Source organism: Paraburkholderia sp. RL17-347-BIC-D (assembly GCF_046027915.1).
GTDB lineage: Bacteria > Pseudomonadota > Gammaproteobacteria > Burkholderiales > Burkholderiaceae > Paraburkholderia.
In genome coordinates, this window is record NZ_JARESS010000047.1 from 1 (window position 1) to 24,197 (window position 24,197).

Here is a 24,197-nt window from a genome sequence, read left to right on the forward strand (position 1 = left end):
CGGATATCGCCCATTTGGCTGACTCATAAAGTGGGGCTCTCCGCCGATGAAATCACTGTCAATGCGGGGATTATAAGTGAGGGGACAGTGGCCTCGGACTTGTTATCCAATAAGCCGCTCCGGTGACCGGGATGCTGACTTCCTTTGTTCCCGGCAACCTCTATGACAACAGCGACAGGACAGAAAGCGGCAAAAGAGCCAACGAAAGACCAAGCTGATGCGCGCGCAGATGCGTAAGTGCGGTGGTCATTGTACGTCGTCGATCAAGGGCACGTTATCGGCCGTTGCGAACAGTCGCACTGCCTCACGCTTGCCGAGGTGGTGCGAGTCGTCAACGCCGATGGCATCGGCAACTAGACTGCTCATCAGCGAGCTGCACCATCAGGGCCGTTCCCGCGTTAGTCGGCCGAAAAACCATCGACCAGCTGCGGGGAAAATACCAACTTCGGCGGGTCGCCATTGGAAGAGTCAAGATGAATCATCTTGCCGTATTCGCGCGGCTTTAAATCGAATACCCGCTCAGTTTCATGAACAGCCGGGTCGCCGCTGAACTGATATGCGACGCACGCCACTACGGCAAATCCTGGAACAAAACCTTTGGCGGGCCCCGGACTGTGGGCCTTCCATCGTAGATTTTGAGCAGCGTTCGGGAACATTACCTCGCCCATTCCCTGTGCGCGATCGGCGCAAAGCTCAAGGCGAGTTTTTGGACAAGCACAGCAGCAAGGTAGCCCGTGCGTGGTCAAACCTTTCAGCCTTCAAAGCTCTCGCTAGATGGGGTATCCGTCCTTTTTCGTGCATTTTCTGACGATAACGGCGTAAGAAGCCGCTGTGGCAACGCTGAGCGGCCTCACACGATTCTGCAGCTTGACGGATTTTCAACTGGTTGATCTGAAAGCGTTTTCTCGTGCAAACCGCCAGAAAATGCACGAAAAGGACGATCACCCCGATTTGCTCGAGCGCGTGGGACAGGTCAGCGATCAGGCCGCGCCAGCCGTCGCCGCGTTCGAAGCATTCGCCGCTTGGCAAGCGGGATTCGAGTTTGCGGAAGATGAGCGGATGAGCCGAGAGAATCGCGTTTTCGATGTCGAGATTCATTGCAGGAATGGTGTGTGTCGAATTGAAACGCCATTACCGCGCGGGCGAGGGACAAAGCCTGGCCTCATGCGCCTGCGCCGGAAGATGAACAACGCTCACGGCGTGCATCGATGCCACTAAACTTCACGCGGTCCGTGCCGTTATATGTAGAAGTGCAATAGCCGATATCTGCCCGAGAGCGTCAGAGATAGCGAGGCAGGGATCGGCGCGACGCACTGACCAAGAACAACACAACAAACGGGAGTCAGGCAGGTGAGCGTGCTCTATGCCGCGCTGGACGAAAAGGCCCGCGGCAAACTCGATCAAGCGGCCGCGTCAATCGCGCGGCGTCATAAGACTTTTGCGGAACTGGCGCGCGGGTGCGATCCCATCGACGTGCTTTATGAAACCCTGCTTCCGGACGACCTGCCGTCCACCGGTTTCATATCCAACCGCAGCAACCGCGAACCGGGCGATCGTTACGCGACCATGGCGTTTCGCGTCGATCCCGAAGGGCGGACCGGCTGGCCGTTTCCTGCGGCCTGCACGTTCACGGCCATCGGCACCTGGGACACGTATCATCCGGCGCCCGTCTTCCTGATCAGGGAAATCATCGAGACAGGAGCGATGCCCGCGCGGGCATTCGAACGTCAGGTCGATGCGCGCGTGCAGCACGACACCCTGCGCCCGTCACCCGGGCAGCGTCCCGACCGGCCAGACAATCTCCTGAGCCGCGAGTTGCTCGACGGCCTGCCGGCGATCTCGGCGGAAACCCGGCAGCAGTTGCAGGGCTGGACAGACTTCATCGCCTGGAAGCGGCAATTGATCACGCGCCGCGCGCGCGGACTGCGTTACGTCCGTCGCACGCTGGGCGAGAAGGGCATCGTGTTCACCGTGGTCGCCGAGTCCGAAAAAGCGCTCGCGGACACGCATCGCTCGCTGCGAAGACAGAACGTGATGGCATTCGGTCTGGCGATCTCCGAGGATCGGTGGAACTTTCGCATCCGTGATCAGGAGCGCGATCGCAATCGCAGGCTGGAACGCTTCGAGCTCGGCACGGCGAAGGCGCTGCAGAGCAACGATCCGTGCCACGAGAAATTGCCGGAATGCGAGTGGGACGCGCCTGTCATGTCGACGGTGACCGTCGAGCTATCCGACGACGATCTCAACCGCCTGACTGGCGCGGACGATCAGGAGGGAACGGCTGAAGCGGCGCGAAGCCTGCTCGAACAGATTCCCGAGGAAGGCTTCCTGTCGGTATCGACCGCGGGTGACATGAGCCTCCTCAAGCGCCATGAGCGGGCGCTCAATCAACTGAAGGAGCAGGGCGGTTACGCGCCTTACCTGACTTCCTACCTGTTCGAGGCGGCGCAGGCGAACGTGCCCGAACGGCTGGAGCCGGTGAATCACTGGTTCCGGAAAACGCTCAATGCGGCTCAGAAGGAAGCCGTCGTCAAGATTCTGTCCGCGCCCGACCTGTGCCTCGTTCAAGGGCCGCCCGGAACGGGCAAGACAACCGTGATCGCGGAAGCGATCATGCAACTGGTGCAGCGGGGCCAGCGCGTTCTGCTGGCGTCGCAGGCGCACACGGCAGTCGATAACGCGCTCGACCGGCTGGGGCGGCACGCCAATCTTCGGGTGACGCGGCTCGCACGTGTCGTCACCCGCGTATCGGACGATGGCAAGCAGTTCGTGGGCGAAGCATCGCTCGGGCGCTATTACACGGCGCTTGCCGAACACGTCGAGACCAGCAGGCTCGACGGCTGGCAACGCAGTGAGCAGGATCTCGGCCGGCTGAAGGACTGGCTTGACCGCGCAACCCATGTCAGGCTCGACGCCGAAGCGCTCGCAAAACAGCGAGCCGAACTGAAGCAGCGTCTGGACGATGCGCAACACCGCGAAAACGACGCGACCGCGCGTTACCAGGCGGCCTGCGAAGAACGCGACACCGTCGCCGCGGCGCGCCAGCGCGTGCTCGACACACGCATGTTCCTCGCTGGCGAAGCCCAGACACTGCCGAATCTTCTCGATGACGCAGGCACGGCTGCCCGGCGCGTCATGCATGCCCTTTCGGCGCTTGCCGAAGCCGGCGTGAAAATGCGCTATTCCATTGACGACTGGGACGCCGACGCTTCGCGCCGCGGCGCGATGCTTTGCGCGGCCATCGGCGTATGGCGAAGCTTTCTGGAACGGCGGGGCGAGATCGAAGCCGATGCGCGCCGACTGCACGACGCGGGCGATGGCCGGATGCAGAACGCCGAAACGCGGCTGCGCATCGATGCGTGCCGCGCCGAAGTCGCGCGACTCGAAGAACTCATGGAGGACGACGCGAGTCATCTCGCATCCTGGCGGGCGAAGAAGGCCGAACTCCGGGCGCTTCAGAACGCCGGAGACGGACTCGACCGATCCCGCTATCTCGACCTGTTCACCGATGCCGAGGAGTGGTGCACACCCGGTGCGCCGGCTGCCGGACTCGCCCGGTCGCTGAATACGGCGCTTGCGCATATCGGGCGGGCGCAAGGGAATATCGAGTCCGCGCTGGAAGCATGGTCCGTGGTCATCGGCGACTCACTGATCCGTCTCGTTCCGTCCGAGCCGGACGAAGCTCCGCTGCGGGAGGCGCGCGAGCAACGCAACCGGCTTCTGCGTGAGTCCAGTGGGCTGGACGAGAAGCACGAGCGTCAATTCGAGCAGGCGGAGTCGCTGCTCGAAGACGAGGCCGTGACGGGAGGCGAGCGGCTGCCGCCCGAGCCTGAAGCGACGCTCGCACAGCGAATGGAAACGGCATCGCAGGTCGTGTCCGTGCTGGAGCGCCGGCTGTCCGCCGACGAATCGGAGCGCAGGATCTGGACGCCGCTGCTCGAAGGCTGGGCAAACGACTTACGCCGCAACAGGGCCGCCGCCGAAGACTGGCGCGACCTGGGCGCGGATTTCCTCGAAAGCTGCAACGTCGTTGCCATCACCTGCAACGAGCAGGAAAAGTCGCTGGATGAAATCGGCCAGAACAGTTTCGACGTTGCCATCATCGACGAGGTCAGCAAGGCCACGCCGCTCGAAATGCTGCTGCCGCTCATGCGCGCGCGCCGCGCCGTGCTGGTGGGCGATCATCGCCAGTTGCCTCCGCTGTTTCAGGAAGGGGACGATGCACGCAGCTTCACCGACGCCGTCGAAGACGCCGAAGACGATGGCGACAACATGCTCACGCGCGACAACCTGAGGCGCTTCGAGAAAATGGTGACGGCGTCGCTGTTCAAGTCGCACTTCGAACGCGCCGACCCGGCCATCCGCGCGCGGCTCGATACTCAATATCGCATGCATCCGCAGATCATGACGCTCGTGAACCGCTTCTATGAGGGGCAGTTGCACTGCGGACTCGAGTCGCCCGACATGGACCGCGCGCACGGCCTGACGCTCAAGGGCGTGGGCGACAAGAAGCTGATCGGTCCCGGGGATCATGTGCTGTGGGTCGACACCACGTATGACCTGCACGGGAAGATTCATCGCGAAGACATGGAGGGCAGCCAGTCGCTGCGCACCAACTGGCTGGAAGCGGACCTGATCGCCGAGACGCTCGTTCAGCTCGATGCCCGCGCGGCTCAACTCGGCCATTCGCCCGGGAAACGGCTGAAGGTCGGCGTCGTGTCGTTCTATGCGGCGCAATGCCGGGCGATCCGCGAGGCCATCCGCCGCCGCCTGCGCACTGACGTCTTCGATTGTCTCGATGTCGAAGTGAACACGGTCATTCGCTATCAGGGCAAGGAGAAGCCGGTCGTGCTCGTGAGCCTCGTGCGCCACGACGGTCACGATTCGGCGCGCGAGGGCGCGCATCCGCGGCGCCGTTCCAGCAAGGCCAATGTGGCGCGTTTCGAATTCATCAACGTGGCGCTGTCGCGGGCGCAGTCGCTGCTGGTCGTGTTCGGTGCGCGCAGCATGTACGAGTCGTATGCCGTGGATTTGCCGCATATGGATCGTGAAGGATCCGAGCGCCGCACGGTCTACAAGGACATGCTCGATCAACTGTATCGCGAAGGGCGCCTCGTGCAGGCACGCGAACTTCTCGCAGCGAAGCCCGTGCCGCACGCGCAGCCGCAGCCGCAGCAGCGCCCGCAGACCAGAACGGGCCGCCGCAGTCACGACCACCGGGGAGTCACGAATTGATGCTGGGCCGCTTCACCGTCCGCTTGCCGATCTATCACATCGAGTCGCAAGTCACTTTCCGCACGCCGCGCGTGCCGACCGTGTTCGAACGCATGATCATGCGGTTGTGCACGCAATACCGCGACGTGCCGGAACTCGCCGGGCAGTCTCCGCTCGCGGTGTTTCGCGACCACCTCGGCGTGGGCGACGCGCGCGAACTGCTTGACATCAGCATGAGCAATCTGATCGCGGTCGAAGCGATCGACCGGCCGCGCGGCGTGTCCGCACTCGAGACGCCGCTGGCCGAATTGAAGCTGACCGGCACGGGCGAATCGTTCTGGCGGGACAACCTCCTGCCAGGCTCGCCGAAAACCGAGCCTGTCGCGCATCTGTTCGATCCGCTGACACAACTGACAGTCTCGTCCGACGGCCGCGCGCGGCGAGGCCGCGAACCCATGAGCGACGACGCGCCGCTGGCCGTCCTGCTGCGTCCCGCATCGCCGGAATCGATCATCGGAAATGTGCTCGATGGCGAGCGTTATCCGTGGAAGCTCCCTACGACGCGCATCGAGCAGGTCGACTCGTACATCGTCGGGGTGCAGGGCGGCGAACACGCCATCGAGCTATCGCTGAACGATGAAGGCACGCTGTCCCTGCAGACGCCGGACGATCCCGTGCTCGCAAACTGGCTTGCTCGAGCCGAGCCGGAGATCGTTTGGGATGCGCTTATGGCCGACATCCTCGAAGCGCCCGACACCGGCGAGCCGCTCGCCGACGCGTCGCTGCTGCGAGGCGCACAGGTGCAGCCGCGCATGGTCGAGCCGCGCCGCGGATCGCGCGCGTACTTGCGTATCGTGCTGGCAGGCGCCGCGATGGACGTCGATGACGCCGAGCACATCATCGCCGTTTCGCCGAACTTCGACCAGCCGGAGTTCATCGAGAACGGCGACGGTCGCGAGGTGCTCGTCATGCCTCTGCGCGAACCGCTGGAGCATGGTTTCGTCGATGCGACGCTGGCGGCGGAAAGCCTGTCGCCTTCGGTGCGGATCGACGACGCATTCCGGCTCTACTGGGCCGGACAGCCGCGACGCTGCGGCCTTCACGTCACGCTATCGGGCGCGGCGGCCGCCAGCCGCTGGGTTGAATTGCGCGCTTCGCTCGAAGCATCCTGCGAGAAGGCGGACGATGCGCGCATCGCGATGCTGCCCGCGCTCTGGCGCGATCCCGCTGCCGTCGTCGACGCGTGGTTCGGGGCGCGTGCGCATCGCTCCTTCGGCGAACTGCTGACGTTCGGCGAGCAGTGCCTGACGGCGCTCGCGAACTGGCCGGGCGCTGGCCGCCGGACCGCCAGCGAAGTGGTCGAGCGGATTCTGTCCGACCGCCTGCTGGAAGCCGCCGCGCGCACGATGCCCGAGCCGCTGCCGCATGTCGCGGCCATCACGGCGTTGCAGCGCATTGGCGAACTGCTGCCGGCGAAGGCCGCCGCGCTGCAGACCGCGTTTCTAGCGAACGTCGCGCCGGTGGCCGATGCCAACACGCTCGCGGCCATCCGGGCCGCCATGTCGCGCAACGCCGCCATTCCCGCCGAACTCATCCTGCCGGCGCTCCGCCAGTTCTGGATCGATGAAACCGTCAACGGCGCGCAGCCGCCCCTCCACGGGCCGCATGCCTTCGTTGACGGCTTGCAGTCGCTGAAGGAAACGATCGATACGGTCGGGAGAGACGTCGGCGAGCGTGCGCTCGAGGCGGCGCGCTCGCATTCGATCGATCCGCGCTCCCTGACGTCGCGTGCGCTTTCGACGCTCGCGCGCTGGAGAACCGTGCGCGGCCTCGTCGCGGACGGCATGGACTCGCCGCGTTTTCGCGCCCTCGATGAGGCGCTCGAGCGCTGGGACCTGCTGGCACGCGAGCGTCTGGCGGCGCCGGAAAGCGGAAGGCGGATCGTCGTCATCGACACGAACGCGCTGCTCGACAGGCCGGCCCTGCTGGACGATCTGCCTCCACACGACTCGCCGGTCATCCCGTTGCGCGTGCTCCATGAACTGGACGGTCTCAAGTCCAGCGACGACCCCAAATGCGCCGCCGATGCGCGCGCGGCGATCAGGCAACTCGAACTTCGCAAGCCCGATTACGCGCAGGCCCATCCCGAACTGCTGCCGGCGGAACTGGCCACGGGCCAGGCTGACGACGACATCCTGTCCGTCGCTCAATACCATCGGTTGAGCGATGTAGTGCTGTTGAGCAACGACATCAACTTGCGGAACAAGGCCGTCTCGCTCGGTCTCGCCGCCGAAGCGACGCCCGGGCAAGCCGTGCAGCCCGCCGCCCCGGCCGGGCACGTCAAATCCAAAAAGAAATGGAGCAAGGCATGAGCCGTGCGGATCAATATCAATACGAGATCGAACGACAGCGCAGGCGCGACCTGGCGTTCCAGCGGATGCGCGATACCACGCGTCCTTTTCTGCAGCGTTATCGTGCGTTGCTCGACGATGTGAGGCAGCAAGGCCTCGACGCGTTCGCGCAGGACGAATATCGTGAACTGTCCGAGCGCCTGCGCGCGATGGAATCGCAACTCGACTCCGATCCGCCCGCGGTCCGCGATCAGAGCCGCGCGCTCGGCGAGCGCTTTCACGCCTTGCCGCGTCTCGCACGCCAGATGCGCCGCCTTCATGACGACGCCCGGCGCGAAGCCGACGAAGCGTATGGCCGGGCGCAGGCGGCGGAGCAGCAGCGCCGCAGGCAGGTTCGCGACGACATCGAAAGCGCTTGGCGCGACGGCGTCGCGGCGTGGTCGTCGCCGGTCGCGGCGCGCAGCGCGTTCGGCGATCTGCAGGCGCTTCGCGAGCGCATGCTGAACGATGCGCCGATGGATGCGGCGCAACTCAAGACGGCCATCGGCGAAATCAAGACGAAGCACGAGGCGCAGGCGCGGCGGCAACAGGAAGACATGGCCGAGCGCGCACGCGGCGAAGCGATGCAGGACGTGCTTTCGCTGCAGCGCGCGCAGATCGAGGCGGACGCCCCTCAGGCGGATGCTCGCGCGGCACGGCTGCGCGAGGCACTCGCGGCGGCCACGGGACTCGATGCGCACACCCAGCTCGAGCGGCTCGACGCCATCGCGCGCGAGCAGGACGAGGCGGCGCTCGACGAAAGCCAGCGGCGTGAAGTCGCGCGGGCCGTGTATCAGTCGCTGACGGCGGCGGGTTTCGTCACCGATCAGCCGGTGCGGCAGACCGGAAGCCAAGGCGAGGATGAAGTGCTGATCCGCGCGCGGCGGCCCGCCGGACCGCAGGCGGAATTCCGCATCGATCTCGCGGGCGCGCTGACCTCGAAGTTTCATCAATACCGCGGCTCGGCCTGCAATGAAGACATCGCGCCCGTCATGGCGCGTCTGCAGGACGCCTATGGCATCACTCTGAGCGACCGTCGCGTGATCTGGGTGAATCCCGACGATGCCGACCAGGATGCGCTGCCTCGTCCCGACATGGCGCAAGGACGTTCTTCATGAGCGCGCGCATTGTTGCCTGGCAAGAAGCCTTCCGCCGCGAGTGCGGCATCCGCCGTGGCCTGATCGTGCATGGCAATACCGGCGATCTGAGTCCCGATCCGGACGCGCAGGGCCGCTGGACGAGCGTGCCCGACGCGCTCGTCAAGATTCTGCGCGAGCGCGGCTATCAGCACGTGGTGCTGTGGGACCGTGTGGGCGGTATCGGCGGTGTCGACGTGCGCACGTGGAGCGAACTCCAGCAGGGGCCGCTTTCAGCCGCGCAGGCCGTCGCGCCCCGTCAGGCCGAAGGCGCGGCCTACGACATGGGCGACGCCCCGTCGCCGCGCCCCGCCGCGACGAACATCGCCGCTACGGCAGACGACCTGCTCGCCGTGGCGGCCTACTGGCTGAGTCATCCGCAACAGGACCCGGTCGCCTTCGTGCTCGACTGGACGCAATATCTGTTCGGCAGCGTGAATTCGCTCAGCGAAAACGAACGCGGCTGGCTGCTGCGGCTGGGCAAGGCGACCCGCGACGCGGGCATGAAACACGCGCCGGACCGGATCGGCAGGCCGCAGCCTCTGCTCGTTCTCATCTGCAACGGCCTGAACGTGCTGCCGCCTGCGCTGCACCTGAACAATCCCGTCTTCAAGGCGATCGACGTGCCGCTGCCTTCGCGGCAAGTCCGCAACGACGCCGTGCTGTCGCTGCGGGAAGTTTTTCGCGTCGAGCCCACGTTGCTGCCCGCGAGCCGCGAACTGGCCGATCTGGTCGATGGCCTCGAAGGCCAGACCGTGCGCGATATCGTCAATCTGGCGCGGCTTTCGCGTCAGGACAGCGCGGAGCATGGCGTCGCCTCGCTGTTGAGCCTGTACCGATACGGCCAGCGTCACAGTCCCTGGGAAGAGCTCGACCGCAACAAACTGCGGCGCGCGCGCGAAACGCTCGGCAGGCGCGTGAAGGGCCAGCAGGAAGCGATCGATGCGGTGCATCGCATTCTCGTGCGCGCGTGCACCGGGCTGTCCGGATTGCAGCATTCGCACCGGCAGCGCGCGCCCAAGGGCGTGTTGTTCTTCGTAGGTCCGACCGGTGTCGGCAAGACCGAACTGGCGAAGTCGATCGCGGAATTTCTCTTCGGTGACGAAGAGGCGTGCGTGCGCTTCGACATGTCGGAGTTCAACCACGAGCATGCGGATCAGCGGCTGGTCGGCGCACCGCCGGGCTACATCGGCTATGAAGCAGGCGGCCAGCTGACCAACGCGGTCCGGCAGCGTCCCTTCTCGCTGCTGCTGTTCGATGAAATCGAAAAGGCGCACGGACGCATTCTCGACAAGTTCCTGCAAATTCTCGAAGACGGCCGCCTGACCGACGGCAAGGGCGAAACGATGTCGTTCTCCGACACCGTAATCGTATTCACCTCGAATATCGGCGCGGCGGACGTGGACCCGGACTGCGGCGACGTGCGCGGCGCATTCATTCAGCGCGTGCGCGAGCATTTCATGCACAAGCTGAACCGTCCGGAACTGCTCGGCCGCATCGGCGAGGCCAACATCATTCCGTTCAATTTCGTGCGCGACGACGCGTTCCTCATCGACATCGCGCGGGCCAAGCTGGAGCCGCTGCGACGCGGCCTGCGCGAGAAGTGGAAGGTCACGGACCTGCGCTTCGCCAAAGAGCAGCAGGCGCTCGAACTGATGGTGCGCGGCGTCGATCGCCAGACCGGCGGGCGCGGCGTGCCGAATGCGCTGACCAGCCGGCTGATCGATCCGCTTGCGGAATTCCTGTTCGGCGAAGTGTCGGACCCGAAGGAACTGGAGGGCCGGGTGATCGAAGCGCATATCGCGGCCGGCCAGTTCGTGTTCTCGCTGGAGTGACCGATGAGCTGGCTCAATATCGCCTCCCGTCTGCCTTATACCGAAGCCGAAGGTCCGGGCCGGCGCGCGGCCCTGTGGGTTCAGGGCTGCGACAAGCGATGCCACGGATGCTGCAATCCGGGCTATCTGCGCATCGAGCAGCGCGAGCTCGTTCAGGCGGACGAGGTTATCAGCTGGCTCGAAGCGGCGCATCGCGATCACGATCTGGAAGGTATAACCTTCCTCGGCGGTGAGCCGATGCTGCAGGCGAAGGGCCTCGCGCTCGTCGCAGAGGGCGCCCGGCGGCTGGACCTGTCGGTGATGGTCTTCAGCGGCTACACGGTCGAGGAACTGGAGGCGCTGCGCCTGCCCGGCAGCGATGCACTGCTGAGCGCGACCGATGTGCTGGTGGACGGGCCGTATGAATCGGCGCTGCCCGAACGGCATCGCCGCTGGTCGGGCTCGACGAATCAGCGCTTTCACTACCTCACGAACCGATACGATGTCTCCATCGAAGGAAGGGACGATACCGTCGAGCGCACGGTCGAATGGCGCATCCGTGCCGATGGCACCGTGTTCATGAATGGCTGGCCGGAACGGATCAGGCTGCGGTGAGCCGGACGGCATGAAGCGTATCCGCGGCTCATGGAAGGCCTTCGCGCGCGGCGTGGCACGCGCGATGTTCGACCGTCCGCCCGCGATGGCAGGGAACGAAGCGCCGCGTCATATCGTCGTGCTGCGCTGGGACGCTAAACTGGGCGATGCGATCGTGTCGTCGCCGTTCTATCGCGAGATTCGCGGGCTGGCCGGCTCCCGCGTTACCGTCGTCACCGTCGCGGCGCTGGCCGCGATGCACGAGCGGGACTTCGGCGCGGATCGTGTCATCGTCACGCGGGCGCATCCGGGTTTCGCGGATCTGATGCGCATTTATCGGCAACTGAAGCGGGAAGGCGCCGTCGATGCCGTGGTGCATCTGGTGGGTCTCATTCCGCCGCGCGAGATCGTTTTTCTGCGCTTTCTGCGGGCGGCGCGTGTCTATTCGCTCGATGCCTCGTTACGGCTGGTCACGCACAAGCCCGACGCCGGTGCACAAGCATTGCGCTTCGGCGATCACTATCTGCATGTCTTGCGAAGCCTCGGCGTAGCGGAGCCGAAGGCCGGCTATATCGTGCCGATCGACGCAAACACGGATGCAAGCGCGACGGGCATCGATATTCTGTTCAATCCTTACGGCAGCCGCCCCGACAAGAGCTTGAGCGCGGCGAAGGCGGCAGAAGTGCTGCGCGCGCTCGCGGATGCTTTTCCGCTTGCAAAGATCGCCATTCTCAGCGCGCCGCATACGCGCGACGCCGCAGCGCAACTCGCCCGGCATTTGGACCGTGAAAACGTCCTGGCTCTCGGGCACGTCGATACGCCCCATCAGGCTGCAGCGGCGGTGAAGGCGGCGCGCGGCGTCGTGAGCGTCGACACGGCCATCGTCCATATGGCGGTGGGGTTGCGCCGGCGCCTGGTCGCCATTTGCGCCGATACGGGCGCGATTCCGAATCCCTGGCTGCCGGCGGTGGCGTCCGAACATCGGATCGTGCTGAGCCGGCACGATGTGACGCACTACGCACGGACCGGGATCAAGGACATGAACTGCTTTTCGGCCTCCGAAGTCGTCGATGCGATGCGCGGCCTGGAAGACGCGAGCGCCATCGTCGTGGAAGGGCGGATCGTGAGCGGGCTGGGCGCGGCGCGCGGGACGCTCGCGCGTCAGCTTCCGCTGATCGAAGCGGACTTTCCGGGCGTGTCGGACTGCTTTCGCGGCACGCTCAATGTGACGCTGGCGCGCCCGCTTTGGGTGACGCGTCCGGATCATCGAACGGCGCCGCTTGCGTGGACGCCGAGCGGAAGGACGCGCGAGGTCTTCGATCTGCTGCGCGTCGAACTGGCGCTGGCGGAATCGGGCAGGCGTTTCGCCGCGTGGCTGTATGTCGCGCATGGATCGCCGCATCGGCGTACGCCGGAAGTGCACGAGCTGATCGCGCCGAAAATCGACCTGAATGGCGAGACCCGCTGCGCCTTGATCATCCGCGCAGGTTGCATCGCCTTCACCGGTCACACGGCGAGCCAAGAAGCTCAGGCGGCGCACTGAGCGATCAGCGCCTCCGCCCGTTCCGTCCAGAAAGCACGATCCGGTTCGATATGCAAGAAGAGTCGCGCGAGCAGGCTGCCTTCGTCGAGAAACTGTGCCACCGAAGGCAGCGATGAACGGGTGCGCGTGAAGTACGTGTTGTACAGCTTGAGCAGGTCGGTGCCCTGCGAAACGAGAAACGCGCTCACGTCCAGATCGCGGCGCATCATGACATCGCAGGTCGTGAAGTTGTAGAGCGGCCGGTAGCCGGGATCGAAGCAGCGTGCGGGTATCGGCGTGCATCGTTCCGGCGCTGCTGCGATGAATTCCCTGATCCGGCCCGGATCGCCCCAGCGATGCGCCGGCTGGCGCGGCATCTCGGCGACCGCCTGGCCGAGCAGGACGTTGCCGGGCTGCGAGCCGAACAACGCTTCGCTCGCCCAGTGCAAGTTCGCGCTCAGCCCATGCGGAAACAGCGATGCAGTGGGATCGCGCAGCAGCATGGTGTCGGCGTCGATCCACGCGCCGCCATGCTGATACACGAACGCCATGCGGATGAAATCGCTCTTCGCGACGATGCTCCGGATGCCGTGATTCATTTCGAACGCAAGCGGCTCGAAGCACCAGGCGCGGGTCAGATGGCTTCTGCCGATCCACTCGCGCAGGCATCGCGGCGTAAGAAGCCGGAACGCATCGCCCAGGGCGCGGTGCATCGACACGATGGCGAGCGCGACATAGGGCGGCATGACCGTTCCCGGCGCGGTTTCCCAATAACTCACGTAGCGCACGCCGCCCGCGCCGCCGGCCCAATCCGGCGTCATCGCGCGATCACCATGCCGTCATGGCTCAGGTGCCCGGTTTCGGTCAGCCAAGCGCGCAGCATCGACAGAGACGGGCGGCAATCGTCCTGGCGCAGGAATTCGTTGCCAAGCGCGGCGACGTACAGGCGCAGCCAGCACGCGGATGGCACACGCGGCAGGAAGTCCGCGAATGCGCTGCGATTGGCGCCCGAGAAGACGAGCCGCAGTGTGCGCAAGATCGGCGTGTAGCCGGGCGCGCCGAGCAGGGCGGCCAGCGTGGCGTCGAGTTTCCCGGTGATGTCCACCTCGTTCAGACGTTCTTCGATGGCCGCGTCGGCAAGCGCCAGCGAGGGATCGAAGGCGACGGGATAGATCGCCTGGAAGGACTTTGCGCCGTTGCGCATGGATCCGTCGAAGACCTTGTCGGCGGTGGATCCGGTGATCAGCACATCGTCGCCGAAGATGACGTGCACCGCCGCCCATCGGTAAAAGTTTTCGGCCGGAATGACGTGATCCTGCACGAGATTGACCCGCTCGCGCTCTTCCTTGCTGAGCGACGCGTAGTTCTCGCACGGCGGCGCGATGCGCGGCAGCTTGACGTTGATGATCGTCGGCAGGCCCAGATGCGCCAGCTTCACGTTGATGCTGTCGACGACGATGTCGTACAGCACGTTCGCCGTCGATGGCACGTTGCGCCAACCGGTGGTCATCATCGCGACGCTGTCGCCGTTCGCGTCCGCTTCATTGAAGAGGCGCGCCCAGTGACTGCCCGTGCAGTCCAGTTCGCGGCTCAGGTGCTCGACGATCTGCGCCGCAAGATAGTGGATATCACCGATGCTGCCGTACTTCGCGCGGCTGTAGGTGCGCGCCAGTGCGGAGGCGTCGGCACCGCTTTCCATGTCGAGGAAGATGCCGTCGCGCCGCGTAAGGTGATGCAGCGCGTGCCCGCCGAACACTGACACGTACTGACGCATGGAGATTTCGCCGCTTTCGAAGAGCGCGGCGGCTTTGGCGCGCAAGCCATTCGCGACGTCCTCGTGACGCGGCGTGCGCATCGCTTCGTGAATGCAGAATGAAGTCATGATGCCGCCCGCGCCTCGGCGGGATCCGAAGCCGGTGCCGTGAGCGAGGCCGCATCGACATCGATGCGCCGGCGCTCTTCGAAATAGCTGACGGTGCGCAGGCCGAGCGGGACGAGCGCATCGATCATGGACTGCAGACCCCTTCCGACATCGCCGGGTGCATGAGCATCCGAGCCGATGGTGAAAGATGCGCCGGCTTCGATCAGCATCGGCATCAGGACGCGCGACGGGAATGACCAGCCGGTTTCGGTCTCCTGGCCGAGAAGCGGGTCGAGCGTCGTCTTGCGCAGGCCGGATGCGTTGAGTTCGAACGCGATGCCGTGTCGCGCGAAGGCCGCGGCGAGCGGTTCCATGTAGCTGCAGATGACCGGCTCGGGCACGCCGCGCACGAGCGTATCGGCATGGCCGACGGCATCGAACAGGCCGCATTCCAGCAATTCGTCCAGCGACGCGAAATAACGCTCCAACACCGCCGGATCGTTCAGGCGGCCGAGTTCCCAGACCTTCACCATGTCATGACCGTTCATCGGCACGTAATGGATGGAACCGATCGCGAAATCGAGATCATGGCGCGCCAGCATCCGCGCCGTGCTCTCGTACGATCCCGGCAGATAGTCGAATTCCAGCCCGCGAAGAATCGTGATGTCTCCGCGATACGCCGACCGGGCGCGCTCGATGTCCTCGAGATAGCTGTCGAGTTCGCTGACGAGCAGACGGTTCCGGCTGTCCACATGAAAGGGCGCGTGGTCCGTCAGCGTGAGCACGCCGATGCCTCGTTCGAGCGCAGAGCGCACGACTTCGTCCACGCTTCCGACCGCGTGCTTCGAATAGAACGTATGCGTGTGCGAGTCGATCATTACGAGGCAATCATCCTGTCGAGCATGCCGTCGTGGCGCGCCATCGCCTTGATGACCCAGTAGGGATTGTTGACGCGTTTCAGGATGGACTGCGCATGCTCGTCGTCCTTCAGGCGATCGACGAGTTCCATGAACGGCTGCGTGTAAAGCGCGCGGACCAGCGCAGACTCGGCCGCTCGCTGCGAGAGGCGTTGCCACGAAACCGGATCGTCGTGGATGTTGCCGAGCCGCTCGCTTTCGATTCCGTAGAAGAAGACATCGCCGTTCGGCTTGACGGTGACGTCCATGCCATTCTCGAAGGGCGCCTTGTTGAGGCTGCCGAGCGTGAACCGCTTTTGCACTTTCTCTTCGATCGCCCGCACGTATTGCTGCAGTTCGAGATACCCCGATGGCGTGCCGTCCGCCGGATAAACGACGTTCTTGTACTCGACGCCGAAGCTCGTCTCGCCCACGACGAGTTGATCTTCGAGCGTGCTTCGGCGCACCAGGCGGGCATCGAGGCCGTGGTGCGCGAGTTCATCGACCAGATACTGCCGGGTGAAGGCACGGTCCGTATCCACCGAGCGGAAGGAAAACGACAGCCCGGCGGGCTTGCGTTCGAGCAGATAGCCGATGCTGAACCCGTGCGGCCGATGCTTGATCCGTTCGATGTGGTGCGAATCCGAACTCAGGCGAATGTTGCAGGTGTCGTCCTTCGCGAAGACGAGCGCGCTGGTCTCCTCATAGAACGCCGACAGCTTGTCGTGAGGAAGGAAGCCGCTGGTGATGAATTCGAATGCCTTGTTGCCGCGCGACAGACCGAGAATCTGATGGAAGGTCGCGATATTGTTCAGCGGCTCGCCTTCACCGCTCACGGAAATGCGCTTGACATCGGGCGAGTTGATGAGGAACGCGAGATTCTGCATCGCCCTGGGTGAAAGCTGCATGTGCATGCCGGACTTGTGCTTGTCCGCATACATGCAAAACGTGCACCCGATGCCGCAAATCTGCGTGATATCAATATAGAGAAGATGGCCCTTCATGTTCATTATTTACGACCTTTGTGTGCGAAGTTCCTGCTGCCTGGCGTGCTGCGTATGTCGTTGGCTTATCGACATATCAGGCGGATTCTTGAGTCCGGCCGGACCGGTGTACGAAATGCGCCCCTCAAGACTTTTAAAAGCCTGCCGTAAACGCAGAAAGACCGTCTCCATGCAAGCTGAATGAAGTTAAGCGGCGCGCTCTGGACAATTTTTGTCCGGATGTGGGCATACGCTTGGTGTACCGACCACAATAGATCACCTATCCTCACGCTCTCCCGAGCTTAAGCCCTCGATTAACAAACGGACCGGAACAGGTTTCATGGCTTCTCAACTTTCGTGGCTCGATCATGATGCCGCCGCGGGGCAACGCAGCCTGCAGCTTCTTTCACTTTTCAGCGAACCCGATGCGCGTGACGAACTGGGAATCGGCGGCATACGCGATTCGATCGCCGATCAGCTTTTTCCCGGCACCTCGACCATCCAGACGCGTCTGCGCTATGTGTTTTTCGTGCCCTGGCTAATGGAGCAACTCGACGCGAGCAACACTTCTGCTTCGGCGTTCCGCCTGGCCGCGCGCTCGTCCGAAGTCAGGCTGCTCAAGGCGCTGCTCGCCAACACGGCGCCGGATGAGCCGGGCGTCATCGGCCGCGAAAGCGGCGAGGACCTGAAGCGCTTTCCGAGTTCGGTCTACTGGACGGCGCTCGGCAGTTGGGGCTTGCGGCGCGCGCGCGTCTCGCAGCAACAGTACTACGCGACGGCGGAACGCCGGCACGCGCAACGCGGCGCACGGCGCATGCGCGACGACCAGGACATGCACGACGGCGATCAAAGCGGCCTCGCCTGGGATAAGAAATTGGTCGAACTGCGTCCGGCAGGCTTTCCCGGCAATGCGGATCTCGCGCTCACGCGCGGCGAGGCGGCCTTGCTGCTGGACCGCTGGACCTTGCATCACGGTCAGTCGCTGCTGACATGGATCGCTCAGGACATCGCCCACGGCAACGCGTTGCCCGACATCGAACAGATCTGGCTGCATCCGCGCAAGGAAACGTTTCCGGAGGCGATCCGCCTGCTGATCGACGATGCGCATCGGCTGAACGTGCTCATTCGTGGCGCGGCCTTGCTCTACAACCTCGAACTCGCGCGCCTCTCGCCTCCGTCGGACGCGATCGCGCTTGAGCGCGGGCTCGAACTCGCTGCATGGGCCGACGAGGGCCTGCCGCTTTGCGCCGGCTGGGATCTCGAGGCCTTCTGGACGCGCGTGACCAACAAGGGCCACACGATCAGCACGGACACGCAGAAATTCGTGCGCATGTGGCTTGGGCTGGCGTTGCGGCATCGCGCGGATATCGGCGCATCAGACGAATGCCGCCTTCTCATCCGCGATCGCGAGACGAACCTCAAGCGCAAGGGCAATCGCTCGCGCTTCGAAAACCTGGCCGCCCGCGAGCAATGGAGTGGCAAGGCGGGACTCGTGCCGCTCAGCTACCGGTGGCCCGTGGCGCGCGACTTCCTCAATGAATGGCACGCTGGCTGGACGAACGCCCAATGATCAATCTGGAACAACGCAGTTTGCTGACCGACGCGCTCACGCCGCCCGATCTTTATCGATTCGACTGCGGCGTGGCGACCACTTATTCGCTCGATCTCATCACGCTGCTGACCCTGCCGCTGCATCTCGCCGGGCGCGATGCGGAGCACACCTCGCCCGACCAGCCCGATGCGCTGCCGGTGCTCGACGCGCTGCGCCGCATGGGCGACCGACTGACGGTCTTCTGTCAGCGGGGCCGCATGCAAATTCCGCGCAATTCGAACTCCCTGCTCGGGCTGCTCGAGAACATGGTGCAGGAGACGCAGGCGCCCCGTGAGCACGGCGTGTTCCATCCGAAGGTGTGGCTGCTGCGCTTCGTGCCCGCCGATGCTGCCGATAGGAATCCCGTGCTGCTTCGCCTGCTCGTGCTCACGCGCAATCTGACCGATGACCGTTCGTGGGACTTGTCGCTGTGGCTCGAGGGCGAACCGGGCAAGAAGCGCTTGGAAGAAAACCGGCCACTCGCGACGTTCATCGAATGGCTGCAGCGGGGCAAGCAGGCGGACCTCGGCGCGGCGCGCACGGAGCAGATAGAACTGCTGTGCGCGGATGCAGCGCGCACCACGTGGCAACTGCCCGACAAGTTCACGCGGGTGCGCTTTCATCCGCTGGGCATCGACAAGAAGATGGCATCCTGGTATCCCGGGACGGCCAACGGATCGCACTGGGACGAACTTGGCGTGATCTCGCCGTTCGTCTCGACGAATGCGCTGACGCAACTCGCGTCGAGCGCCCATGCGCCGCTCTTTCTCGTCTCGCGCGCGGAAGAACTGGACAAGTGCGCATCGCACGGCGACTTCGAAACGGTGCGCGTGCTGAGCGATCATGCGTTTTCCGGCGACACCGAGGACGACGATGCGCAACGGCAGCGCGGGCTGCATGCGAAGGTGTATATCGGCCGGCGCGCGTGGGATACGCATCTCTTCATCGGCTCGGCGAACGCCACCGGCGCGGCGCTGGAGCAGGGCCGCAACGTCGAGTTCGTGATCGAACTGATCGGACGGACGAGCAAGGTCGGCGGCCCGGAGAAGTGGCTTGGCGAGGAAGGACTCGGGCCACTGCTGGCGGACTACGTGCGCTCGGCGCCGGTCGAACCCGATGCGCTCGATGACGAACGCGCGTTGGAAGCGCTGCGCGATGAACTGGCCCGCGCGCTGCTCGCGCTGCACGGCGAAGCGGCGGAATCGAACTGGACCGTGAAGCTTCACGGGCTCGATGGCATCGGCTGGAACGGCGCGTCGGCGCAGGCATGGCTCGTGTCGCAGAACGAGACATGGGCCACGCAGATCGATCCTGCGCAACGCGCGGACGCCTCGTCCGATGGCGTCTGTCTGGGAGAGTTCGCGCCGCATCAGGTGACTGCGTTCACGGGCTTCACGCTCAGGCGGGGCGAGGCGACGCTGAGCTTCGTCCTCAAATTGCCGCTGCACGGCGGCCCGGAAGAGCGCGACCTGGAGATCCTGCACGCGGCCATCAGGAATCGCGAAGGCCTGATCCGCTATCTGCTGCTGCTGCTCGGCGACTGGGACAACGTCGAAGGCGATGAAAACGGCGACGGCGTCAGGGTTCGCGGCGGCAACGGCGCATCCTTCGACGATATGCCGCTGTTCGAGATGCTCGCCCGGGCTTACGCGCGCGAGCCGGAGCGCCTCGCGCAGGTGCGCGATCTGGTGGAGCGGCTGCGCCGCAGGCCGGCGCGGGAAGAGGCTGGCGGCGACGCATCGGAACGGGCGGACGAACCCACTCTCACGGCCGATTTTCTGGAAGTCTGGTCCGTATTCGAAACGGCGCTGAACAACGAGAAGAACAAATGACACGCAACATCGCGGCAAGCACGTTCATTACGGGCCTGAAGGATTTTCAGAAGCGGACGGTCGATTACGTCTTCGAGCGCATGTTCGACGACGACCAACCGGCCATGCGCTTTCTCGTCGCCGATGAAGTCGGTCTCGGCAAGACGATGATCGCGAAGGGCGTGATCGCAAAAACCATCGACAGGTTTGCGCAGACGCAAAAGCGCATCGATATCGTCTATGTCTGTTCGAATGCGGAGATCGCGGCGCAAAACATCGAGCGGCTTCTGCTGCCGGGCCAGTCCGATGTGTCGCGCGCGAACCGGCTCACGCTGCTGCCGAAGTACACGCATGAGCTCGACAATCACGCGGTGAACCTTATCAGCTTCACGCCGAATACGGCCTTCGGCCCGAAAAACGGCGGCGGTCTGCGCACGGGGCGCAAGGAAGAGCGACATCTCATCTATCAGATGCTGCGCGCGCTGCCCGGCGTGCACGAGCGGGGTTTGCGCCATGCGCTGCGCGCCACGGCGGGCGATACATGGGACGCCGACGCGCAACAGGAGGTCTTCTTCGATCAGGCCATTGCGGGCGCGTTTCGCCATGGCATCCTGAACGAGGCCGCTTTTCATCAGGAAGTGTGCTGCATCGCGGAGCTTTATGCCGACCGCCGCAGGACCATCGGTGCAAAAGACCAGGAGCGCTGCAAGGCGCTGACCGGCGAACTGCGTGCACGCCTGTCGCGGACCTGTCTGGTCGCGCTGAAGCCCGCACTCGTCATTCTCGACGAGTTTCAGCGCTTCAACGATCTCTTCGACGATCCTGGCGCGTCCGAAGACACGGTCAATCCCGCCGCCGAACTCGCGCACGAACTCTTCAATTACGAAGGCCGCGCGCGCGTGTTGCTGCTCTCCGCGACGCCTTACAAGATGTACGCGCGCAATGACGAGAGCGAAGATCACTACGCGGATTTCCTGCGCACGCTGCGCTTCCTGTATCCGGGCGAAGACGGAGCGAAGATTGTCGATGCGCTCGAAGACGATATCGTCGCGCTGCGCACCGGCCTTCTGAGAGCGCGCGGCACCGGCGATCTCGCCTCGCTTGGGCCGGTGAAGGCTCGCATCGAGCGGACCTTGCGGCAGGTGATGTGCCGCACCGAACGGGTCGAAGCCACGCTGCGCGCCGACGCAATGGTGCGGGAGCAGCCGCTCGTGCCGCGCCTCGCCGCGGGCGATCTGGCCGACTTCCGCACGCTTGAGGCTCTGGCGAGCGCCATCGAGGAGCCGGACACCATCGAGTACTGGAAATCCAGCCCGTATCTCCTCAATTTCATGGGCGGCTACCGTTTCAAGGAGTCGCTGCAGGATCAGGTCCGGCGCAAGTCGTCGCCGGTTCACGAGATATTCGCCGCGCGTCCGCTCGCGTCCTTCAGGGCACGCGATGTGGAGCACTATCGCGCGATCGATCCGGACAACGCGCGCCTGCGCGCGCTCATCGGGAGAATCGATCGGGACGGTATCTGGAAGCTGCTCTGGATGCCGCCGTCGCTCGGCTACTGGCGCGCCGGCGGCGAGTATGAAGGCGTTGGCTCCGTCAGCAAGCAGTTGGTGTTCTCGGCATGGAACGTAGTGCCGGATGCGCTCGCGGCCATTCTCTCCTTCGAGGCCGAGCGCCGGCTCATGGAGTACTTCGACAGCCGGATCAAATATTCGGCGATGGTCAGGCGATTCGGGCCACGCCTGTCATTCAACCGAAGCGGCAACGAGCCTGCCGGGATGGCGGGACTGCTGCTGGCGTTTCCGTCGCAGGCGCTGACTTCGCTGGTGGATCCGCTCGTGCTGCAAGGCGATGCCGGCGCCGATGCCGCACCGTCCTATGCCGACATTCACCTGCGCGCCACGAGAATCGTCGTGCCAGCGATCGCGCCGTTCGTGGTGCATCGCACGAACGAAGGTCCGTTCGACCGGCGCTGGTACTGGGTGACGCTCGCGCGGCTGGAGGCGAGCCTGCATCCCGAAGCGCGCGAATGGTGCGCGAAGGAATGGTCGCCGGCGCGCACCGTGCGCGACGGCTCGGACGACGACACGTCCAGCGCGTTCGACGATCACGTCAGCCTCTGGCTCGAAACGTGGGATGGCAAGTTCGACGACCTGGGCCGCGTGCCCGACGATCTGGCGGAGGTCATCGCGCATGTCGCGCTCAACGCCCCGGCGACCTGTGCATTGCGCACGCTGTTGCGCCGATGGCCGCACGACAGCGCGCCGGCCGCCATGTTCGGCGCGGCGGCGCGCATTGCAGAAGGCATGCGCAGCCAGTTCAATTCGCCGCGTGCGGTCGCGTTGCTGAAGGCTGTCGAAAAGGACGAGGACTCGTACTGGCAGCGCGTCTTGCAGTATGGTGCGGACGGCAATCTGCAGGCGCTGCTGGACGAATACGTCCACATTCTCTTCGATGCCAACGGACTTGCCGAACGCACCGTCGCCGAAGGCTGCCAGAAGCTCGGCGACGCCATGTACGAGGCGATGTCGCTGCGCAGCGCGACGTTGCATCCGGATGAGGTCGAGGTCCGCGAGGGCCTGGTGTCCATCGAGCCTTCGGAGACACGCGTCCGCACGCATTTCGCGTTGCGCTTCGGAAGCGTGAACGAGGAAGAGGGCGCAGTCGCGCGGAAGAAATCGGTGCAGGCCGCGTTCAACTCGCCGTTCTGGCCGTTCGTGCTGGCTTCGACATCCATCGGTCAGGAAGGGCTGGATTTCCATCACTGGTGCCATTCGGTCGTGCACTGGAACCTGCCGTCCAATCCTGTCGACATGGAACAGCGCGAAGGGCGCGTGCATCGCTACAAGGGCTACGCGGTGCGCAAGAACGTCGCGCAAAAGCATGGGTCCGCAGCCTTGCAGCGTGCGCCCGAGACGCACGGCGACGTCTGGAACGCGTTGTTCGGGCTGGCGGTTGAAAGCAGGCCGGCGGACGCCAACGATCTGATTCCCTTCTGGATCTACGAGGTCGAGAACGGCGCGCAGATCGAACGCGCGGTCATGGCGCTGCCGCTCAGCCGAGACGAAGCACGCTATCGGCGGCTCAAGCGCAGTCTCGCGCTGTATCGGCTGGTGTTCGCGCAACCGCGCCAGGAAGATCTTCTCGCATGTCTGGAGCAGACGTTCGATTCGGAAAACGTAGGGAAAACCGTCGGGCAATGGCGCATCTCGCTGAGTCCGAAAAAGCGCGGGCAGCAGGAGGGAGAGGATCCGGATGAAGCTATCGCTTGATAAGAACATCCTTTCGGTACGCAGCCTGCTCGAGGTCGACAACCTTCCATTCCGTCTTTTCAGCGCCCGTACAAGTGGTCGGTCAAGAATATTCACGACCTTTTCGCGGATATCGACGCGAATCTTGGCAAGCCGGCCTATCGGCTGGGATCGATCGTGTTTCATTCGAAGATCGAAAAGAATGACGACGGAGACGGAACGGCCGAATGGCTCGACATCGTGGACGGCCAGCAGCGCACGCTGACCTTGATCCTGGCCGTGCGGGCGATCATCAAGACCGGCTCTGGGAAGCCGCAACGGGACGATCTGAAGCGAACTCTGGCCACGCTCAATAAGGCCATCGAGGCCTTTATTAACCGGCAGCGCTTTGCAAGCCAGATTTCAGAAAGGAATCTGTTGCGAGTCCATCGGGAACTCGTGCGGCGGGTCGAACGTCCATCCTTCACCGAAGCGCTTATCGACTTTCTGCTCAACCGCTGTCAAGTGGTGACCTTCGTGCTGAAGGACGTGTCCGAGGCGTTTCAGTTCTTCGATTCGTAGAATGCCCGGGGCCCGTAGATCGAAGTAAGTTTGTCACTGGCCACTGCCCGCTAGGACAGGGCGTGAGCCTAAGAGTTGGCGGATTTACTTCGTTTCGCAGCGAAGTAAAGTTGACACTTTGCATCAGTGCGCATTGAATTCGTCAATTCACGTTCGTCCTAGGCGATGAAATCCTCTGGCAGGTGGCACATGGTCGACGTTTTGCGAAGCTTCGAGCCGCTCACGTTGCCGCGTCCTCGCGGGTCGTACCGCTATGACGTGTTCAGTCCAAAAGTGGGGCGACGTCTGACGCTATACAGGCGCAGCGCTTTCGAAGCATGGCTGATGCTCGAAGCGGATCCTGCTGCAAAGACATTCTGTGAGCGGCTTCGCTTCATGGCAGTCGACCGGCAACGCTGCGTCATCGATTTTTGGTCAGCGTCTGACGACCATGAATGCCTGGTACTACTATCGGAGACAACACCCGCGACGGATCGCCCGTGCGCATACCCTGATCCAGTTGACAAAGGTGGACTTAGACCCGTACGAGGGCCTGGACCCGATGAGCGATGTTTTGCATCTAAGATGCCTACGACG

The 24,197-nt window shown here is 64.1% G+C and carries 16 protein-coding genes; 10 read left to right on the forward strand and 6 right to left on the reverse strand.

Annotated features, from left to right (window positions below):
• Positions 1 to 398 precede the first annotated feature (398 nt).
• Together P0D96_RS37740 and P0D96_RS37745 are read right to left on the reverse strand one after the other, a co-directional pair.
• Positions 399 to 668 carry a hypothetical protein gene (locus P0D96_RS37740; RefSeq protein WP_408318813.1) on the reverse strand — a complete coding sequence of 90 codons (270 nt, stop codon included), beginning with the start codon at positions 666 to 668 and terminating at the stop codon, positions 399 to 401.
• Between the two features lie 25 nt (positions 669 to 693).
• Positions 694 to 1,098: a hypothetical protein gene (locus P0D96_RS37745; RefSeq protein ID WP_408318814.1), complete on the reverse strand. Its 405-nt coding sequence runs from the start codon at positions 1,096 to 1,098 to the stop codon at positions 694 to 696.
• A 252-nt stretch (positions 1,099 to 1,350) separates the two neighbouring features.
• On the opposite strand from P0D96_RS37745, the gene P0D96_RS37750 reads away from it, so the two are divergent.
• The 6 genes from P0D96_RS37750 to P0D96_RS37775 are packed head-to-tail and all read left to right on the forward strand — an operon-like array spanning position 1,351 to position 12,691.
• A complete protein-coding gene (locus P0D96_RS37750; protein ID WP_408318815.1) occupies positions 1,351 to 5,235 on the forward strand; it encodes a DEAD/DEAH box helicase in 3,885 nt (1,294 codons plus the stop codon).
• Complete coding sequence (locus P0D96_RS37755; RefSeq protein WP_408318817.1) at positions 5,235 to 7,586, forward strand: PIN domain-containing protein; 2,352 nt, start codon at positions 5,235 to 5,237, stop codon at positions 7,584 to 7,586. The genes P0D96_RS37750 and P0D96_RS37755 overlap by 1 nt, the downstream gene beginning before the upstream one ends.
• Complete coding sequence (locus tag P0D96_RS37760) at positions 7,583 to 8,722, forward strand: hypothetical protein (protein WP_408318819.1); 1,140 nt, start codon at positions 7,583 to 7,585, stop codon at positions 8,720 to 8,722. Before P0D96_RS37755 ends, P0D96_RS37760 begins: the two co-directional genes overlap by 4 nt.
• Complete coding sequence (locus P0D96_RS37765; protein WP_408318820.1) at positions 8,719 to 10,575, forward strand: AAA family ATPase; 1,857 nt, start codon at positions 8,719 to 8,721, stop codon at positions 10,573 to 10,575. The genes P0D96_RS37760 and P0D96_RS37765 overlap by 4 nt, the downstream gene beginning before the upstream one ends.
• Positions 10,576 to 10,578: 3 nt before the next feature.
• Positions 10,579 to 11,169, forward strand: coding sequence for a 4Fe-4S single cluster domain-containing protein (locus tag P0D96_RS37770; protein WP_408318822.1), 591 nt, complete (start codon positions 10,579 to 10,581; stop codon positions 11,167 to 11,169).
• A 10-nt stretch (positions 11,170 to 11,179) separates the two neighbouring features.
• The gene (locus P0D96_RS37775) at positions 11,180 to 12,691 is read left to right on the forward strand and encodes a glycosyltransferase family 9 protein (protein ID WP_408318824.1); all 1,512 of its coding nucleotides are present in this window, start codon (positions 11,180 to 11,182) and stop codon (positions 12,689 to 12,691) included.
• On the opposite strand, the gene P0D96_RS37780 is transcribed toward P0D96_RS37775, so the two are convergent.
• From P0D96_RS37780 to P0D96_RS37795, 4 genes are read right to left on the reverse strand one after another with little or no spacing between them, the layout of a single operon-like run.
• The gene (locus P0D96_RS37780; RefSeq protein ID WP_408318826.1) at positions 12,676 to 13,491 is read right to left on the reverse strand and encodes a glycosyltransferase; all 816 of its coding nucleotides are present in this window, start codon (positions 13,489 to 13,491) and stop codon (positions 12,676 to 12,678) included. The two genes, P0D96_RS37775 and P0D96_RS37780, sit on opposite strands and share 16 nt — an antisense overlap.
• Entirely contained in the window at positions 13,488 to 14,552 is a 1,065-nt protein-coding gene (locus P0D96_RS37785) for a hypothetical protein (protein WP_408318827.1), read from the reverse strand. Before P0D96_RS37785 ends, P0D96_RS37780 begins: the two co-directional genes overlap by 4 nt.
• The gene (locus tag P0D96_RS37790) at positions 14,549 to 15,409 is read right to left on the reverse strand and encodes a histidinol-phosphatase (protein WP_408318829.1); all 861 of its coding nucleotides are present in this window, start codon (positions 15,407 to 15,409) and stop codon (positions 14,549 to 14,551) included. Before P0D96_RS37790 ends, P0D96_RS37785 begins: the two co-directional genes overlap by 4 nt.
• Entirely contained in the window at positions 15,409 to 16,437 is a 1,029-nt protein-coding gene (locus P0D96_RS37795) for a radical SAM family protein (protein WP_408318831.1), read from the reverse strand. Before P0D96_RS37795 ends, P0D96_RS37790 begins: the two co-directional genes overlap by 1 nt.
• Positions 16,438 to 16,750: 313 nt before the next feature.
• On the opposite strand from P0D96_RS37795, the gene P0D96_RS37800 reads away from it, so the two are divergent.
• The 4 genes from P0D96_RS37800 to P0D96_RS37815 are packed head-to-tail and all read left to right on the forward strand — an operon-like array spanning position 16,751 to position 23,621.
• A complete protein-coding gene (locus P0D96_RS37800; protein WP_408318833.1) occupies positions 16,751 to 17,980 on the forward strand; it encodes a DUF6361 family protein in 1,230 nt (409 codons plus the stop codon).
• The gene (locus P0D96_RS37805; RefSeq protein WP_408318835.1) at positions 17,977 to 19,833 is read left to right on the forward strand and encodes a phospholipase D family protein; all 1,857 of its coding nucleotides are present in this window, start codon (positions 17,977 to 17,979) and stop codon (positions 19,831 to 19,833) included. Before P0D96_RS37800 ends, P0D96_RS37805 begins: the two co-directional genes overlap by 4 nt.
• Positions 19,830 to 23,081, forward strand: coding sequence for a C-terminal helicase domain-containing protein (locus P0D96_RS37810; RefSeq protein WP_408318837.1), 3,252 nt, complete (start codon positions 19,830 to 19,832; stop codon positions 23,079 to 23,081). The genes P0D96_RS37805 and P0D96_RS37810 overlap by 4 nt, the downstream gene beginning before the upstream one ends.
• A 48-nt stretch (positions 23,082 to 23,129) precedes the next feature.
• The gene (locus P0D96_RS37815; RefSeq protein WP_408318899.1) at positions 23,130 to 23,621 is read left to right on the forward strand and encodes a DUF262 domain-containing protein; all 492 of its coding nucleotides are present in this window, start codon (positions 23,130 to 23,132) and stop codon (positions 23,619 to 23,621) included.
• Positions 23,622 to 24,197 lie beyond the last annotated feature (576 nt).

Bases quoted from the DNA above. Each gene is read 5' to 3' on its own strand.
- P0D96_RS37785 (WP_408318827.1), bottom strand. From the start codon at position 14,552: ATGACTTCATTCTGCATTCACGAAGCGATGCGCACGCCGCGTCACGAG.
- P0D96_RS37775 (WP_408318824.1), top strand. From the start codon at position 11,180: ATGAAGCGTATCCGCGGCTCATGGAAGGCCTTCGCGCGCGGCGTGGCA.
- P0D96_RS37805 (WP_408318835.1), top strand. From the start codon at position 17,977: ATGATCAATCTGGAACAACGCAGTTTGCTGACCGACGCGCTCACGCCG.
- P0D96_RS37770 (WP_408318822.1), top strand. From the start codon at position 10,579: ATGAGCTGGCTCAATATCGCCTCCCGTCTGCCTTATACCGAAGCCGAA.
- P0D96_RS37800 (WP_408318833.1), top strand. From the start codon at position 16,751: ATGGCTTCTCAACTTTCGTGGCTCGATCATGATGCCGCCGCGGGGCAA.
- P0D96_RS37790 (WP_408318829.1), bottom strand. From the start codon at position 15,409: ATGATCGACTCGCACACGCATACGTTCTATTCGAAGCACGCGGTCGGA.
- P0D96_RS37795 (WP_408318831.1), bottom strand. From the start codon at position 16,437: ATGAACATGAAGGGCCATCTTCTCTATATTGATATCACGCAGATTTGC.
- P0D96_RS37810 (WP_408318837.1), top strand. From the start codon at position 19,830: ATGACACGCAACATCGCGGCAAGCACGTTCATTACGGGCCTGAAGGAT.
- P0D96_RS37745 (WP_408318814.1), bottom strand. From the start codon at position 1,098: ATGAATCTCGACATCGAAAACGCGATTCTCTCGGCTCATCCGCTCATC.
- P0D96_RS37765 (WP_408318820.1), top strand. From the start codon at position 8,719: ATGAGCGCGCGCATTGTTGCCTGGCAAGAAGCCTTCCGCCGCGAGTGC.
- P0D96_RS37740 (WP_408318813.1), bottom strand. From the start codon at position 668: ATGGGCGAGGTAATGTTCCCGAACGCTGCTCAAAATCTACGATGGAAG.
- P0D96_RS37780 (WP_408318826.1), bottom strand. From the start codon at position 13,491: ATGACGCCGGATTGGGCCGGCGGCGCGGGCGGCGTGCGCTACGTGAGT.
- P0D96_RS37755 (WP_408318817.1), top strand. From the start codon at position 5,235: ATGCTGGGCCGCTTCACCGTCCGCTTGCCGATCTATCACATCGAGTCG.
- P0D96_RS37760 (WP_408318819.1), top strand. From the start codon at position 7,583: ATGAGCCGTGCGGATCAATATCAATACGAGATCGAACGACAGCGCAGG.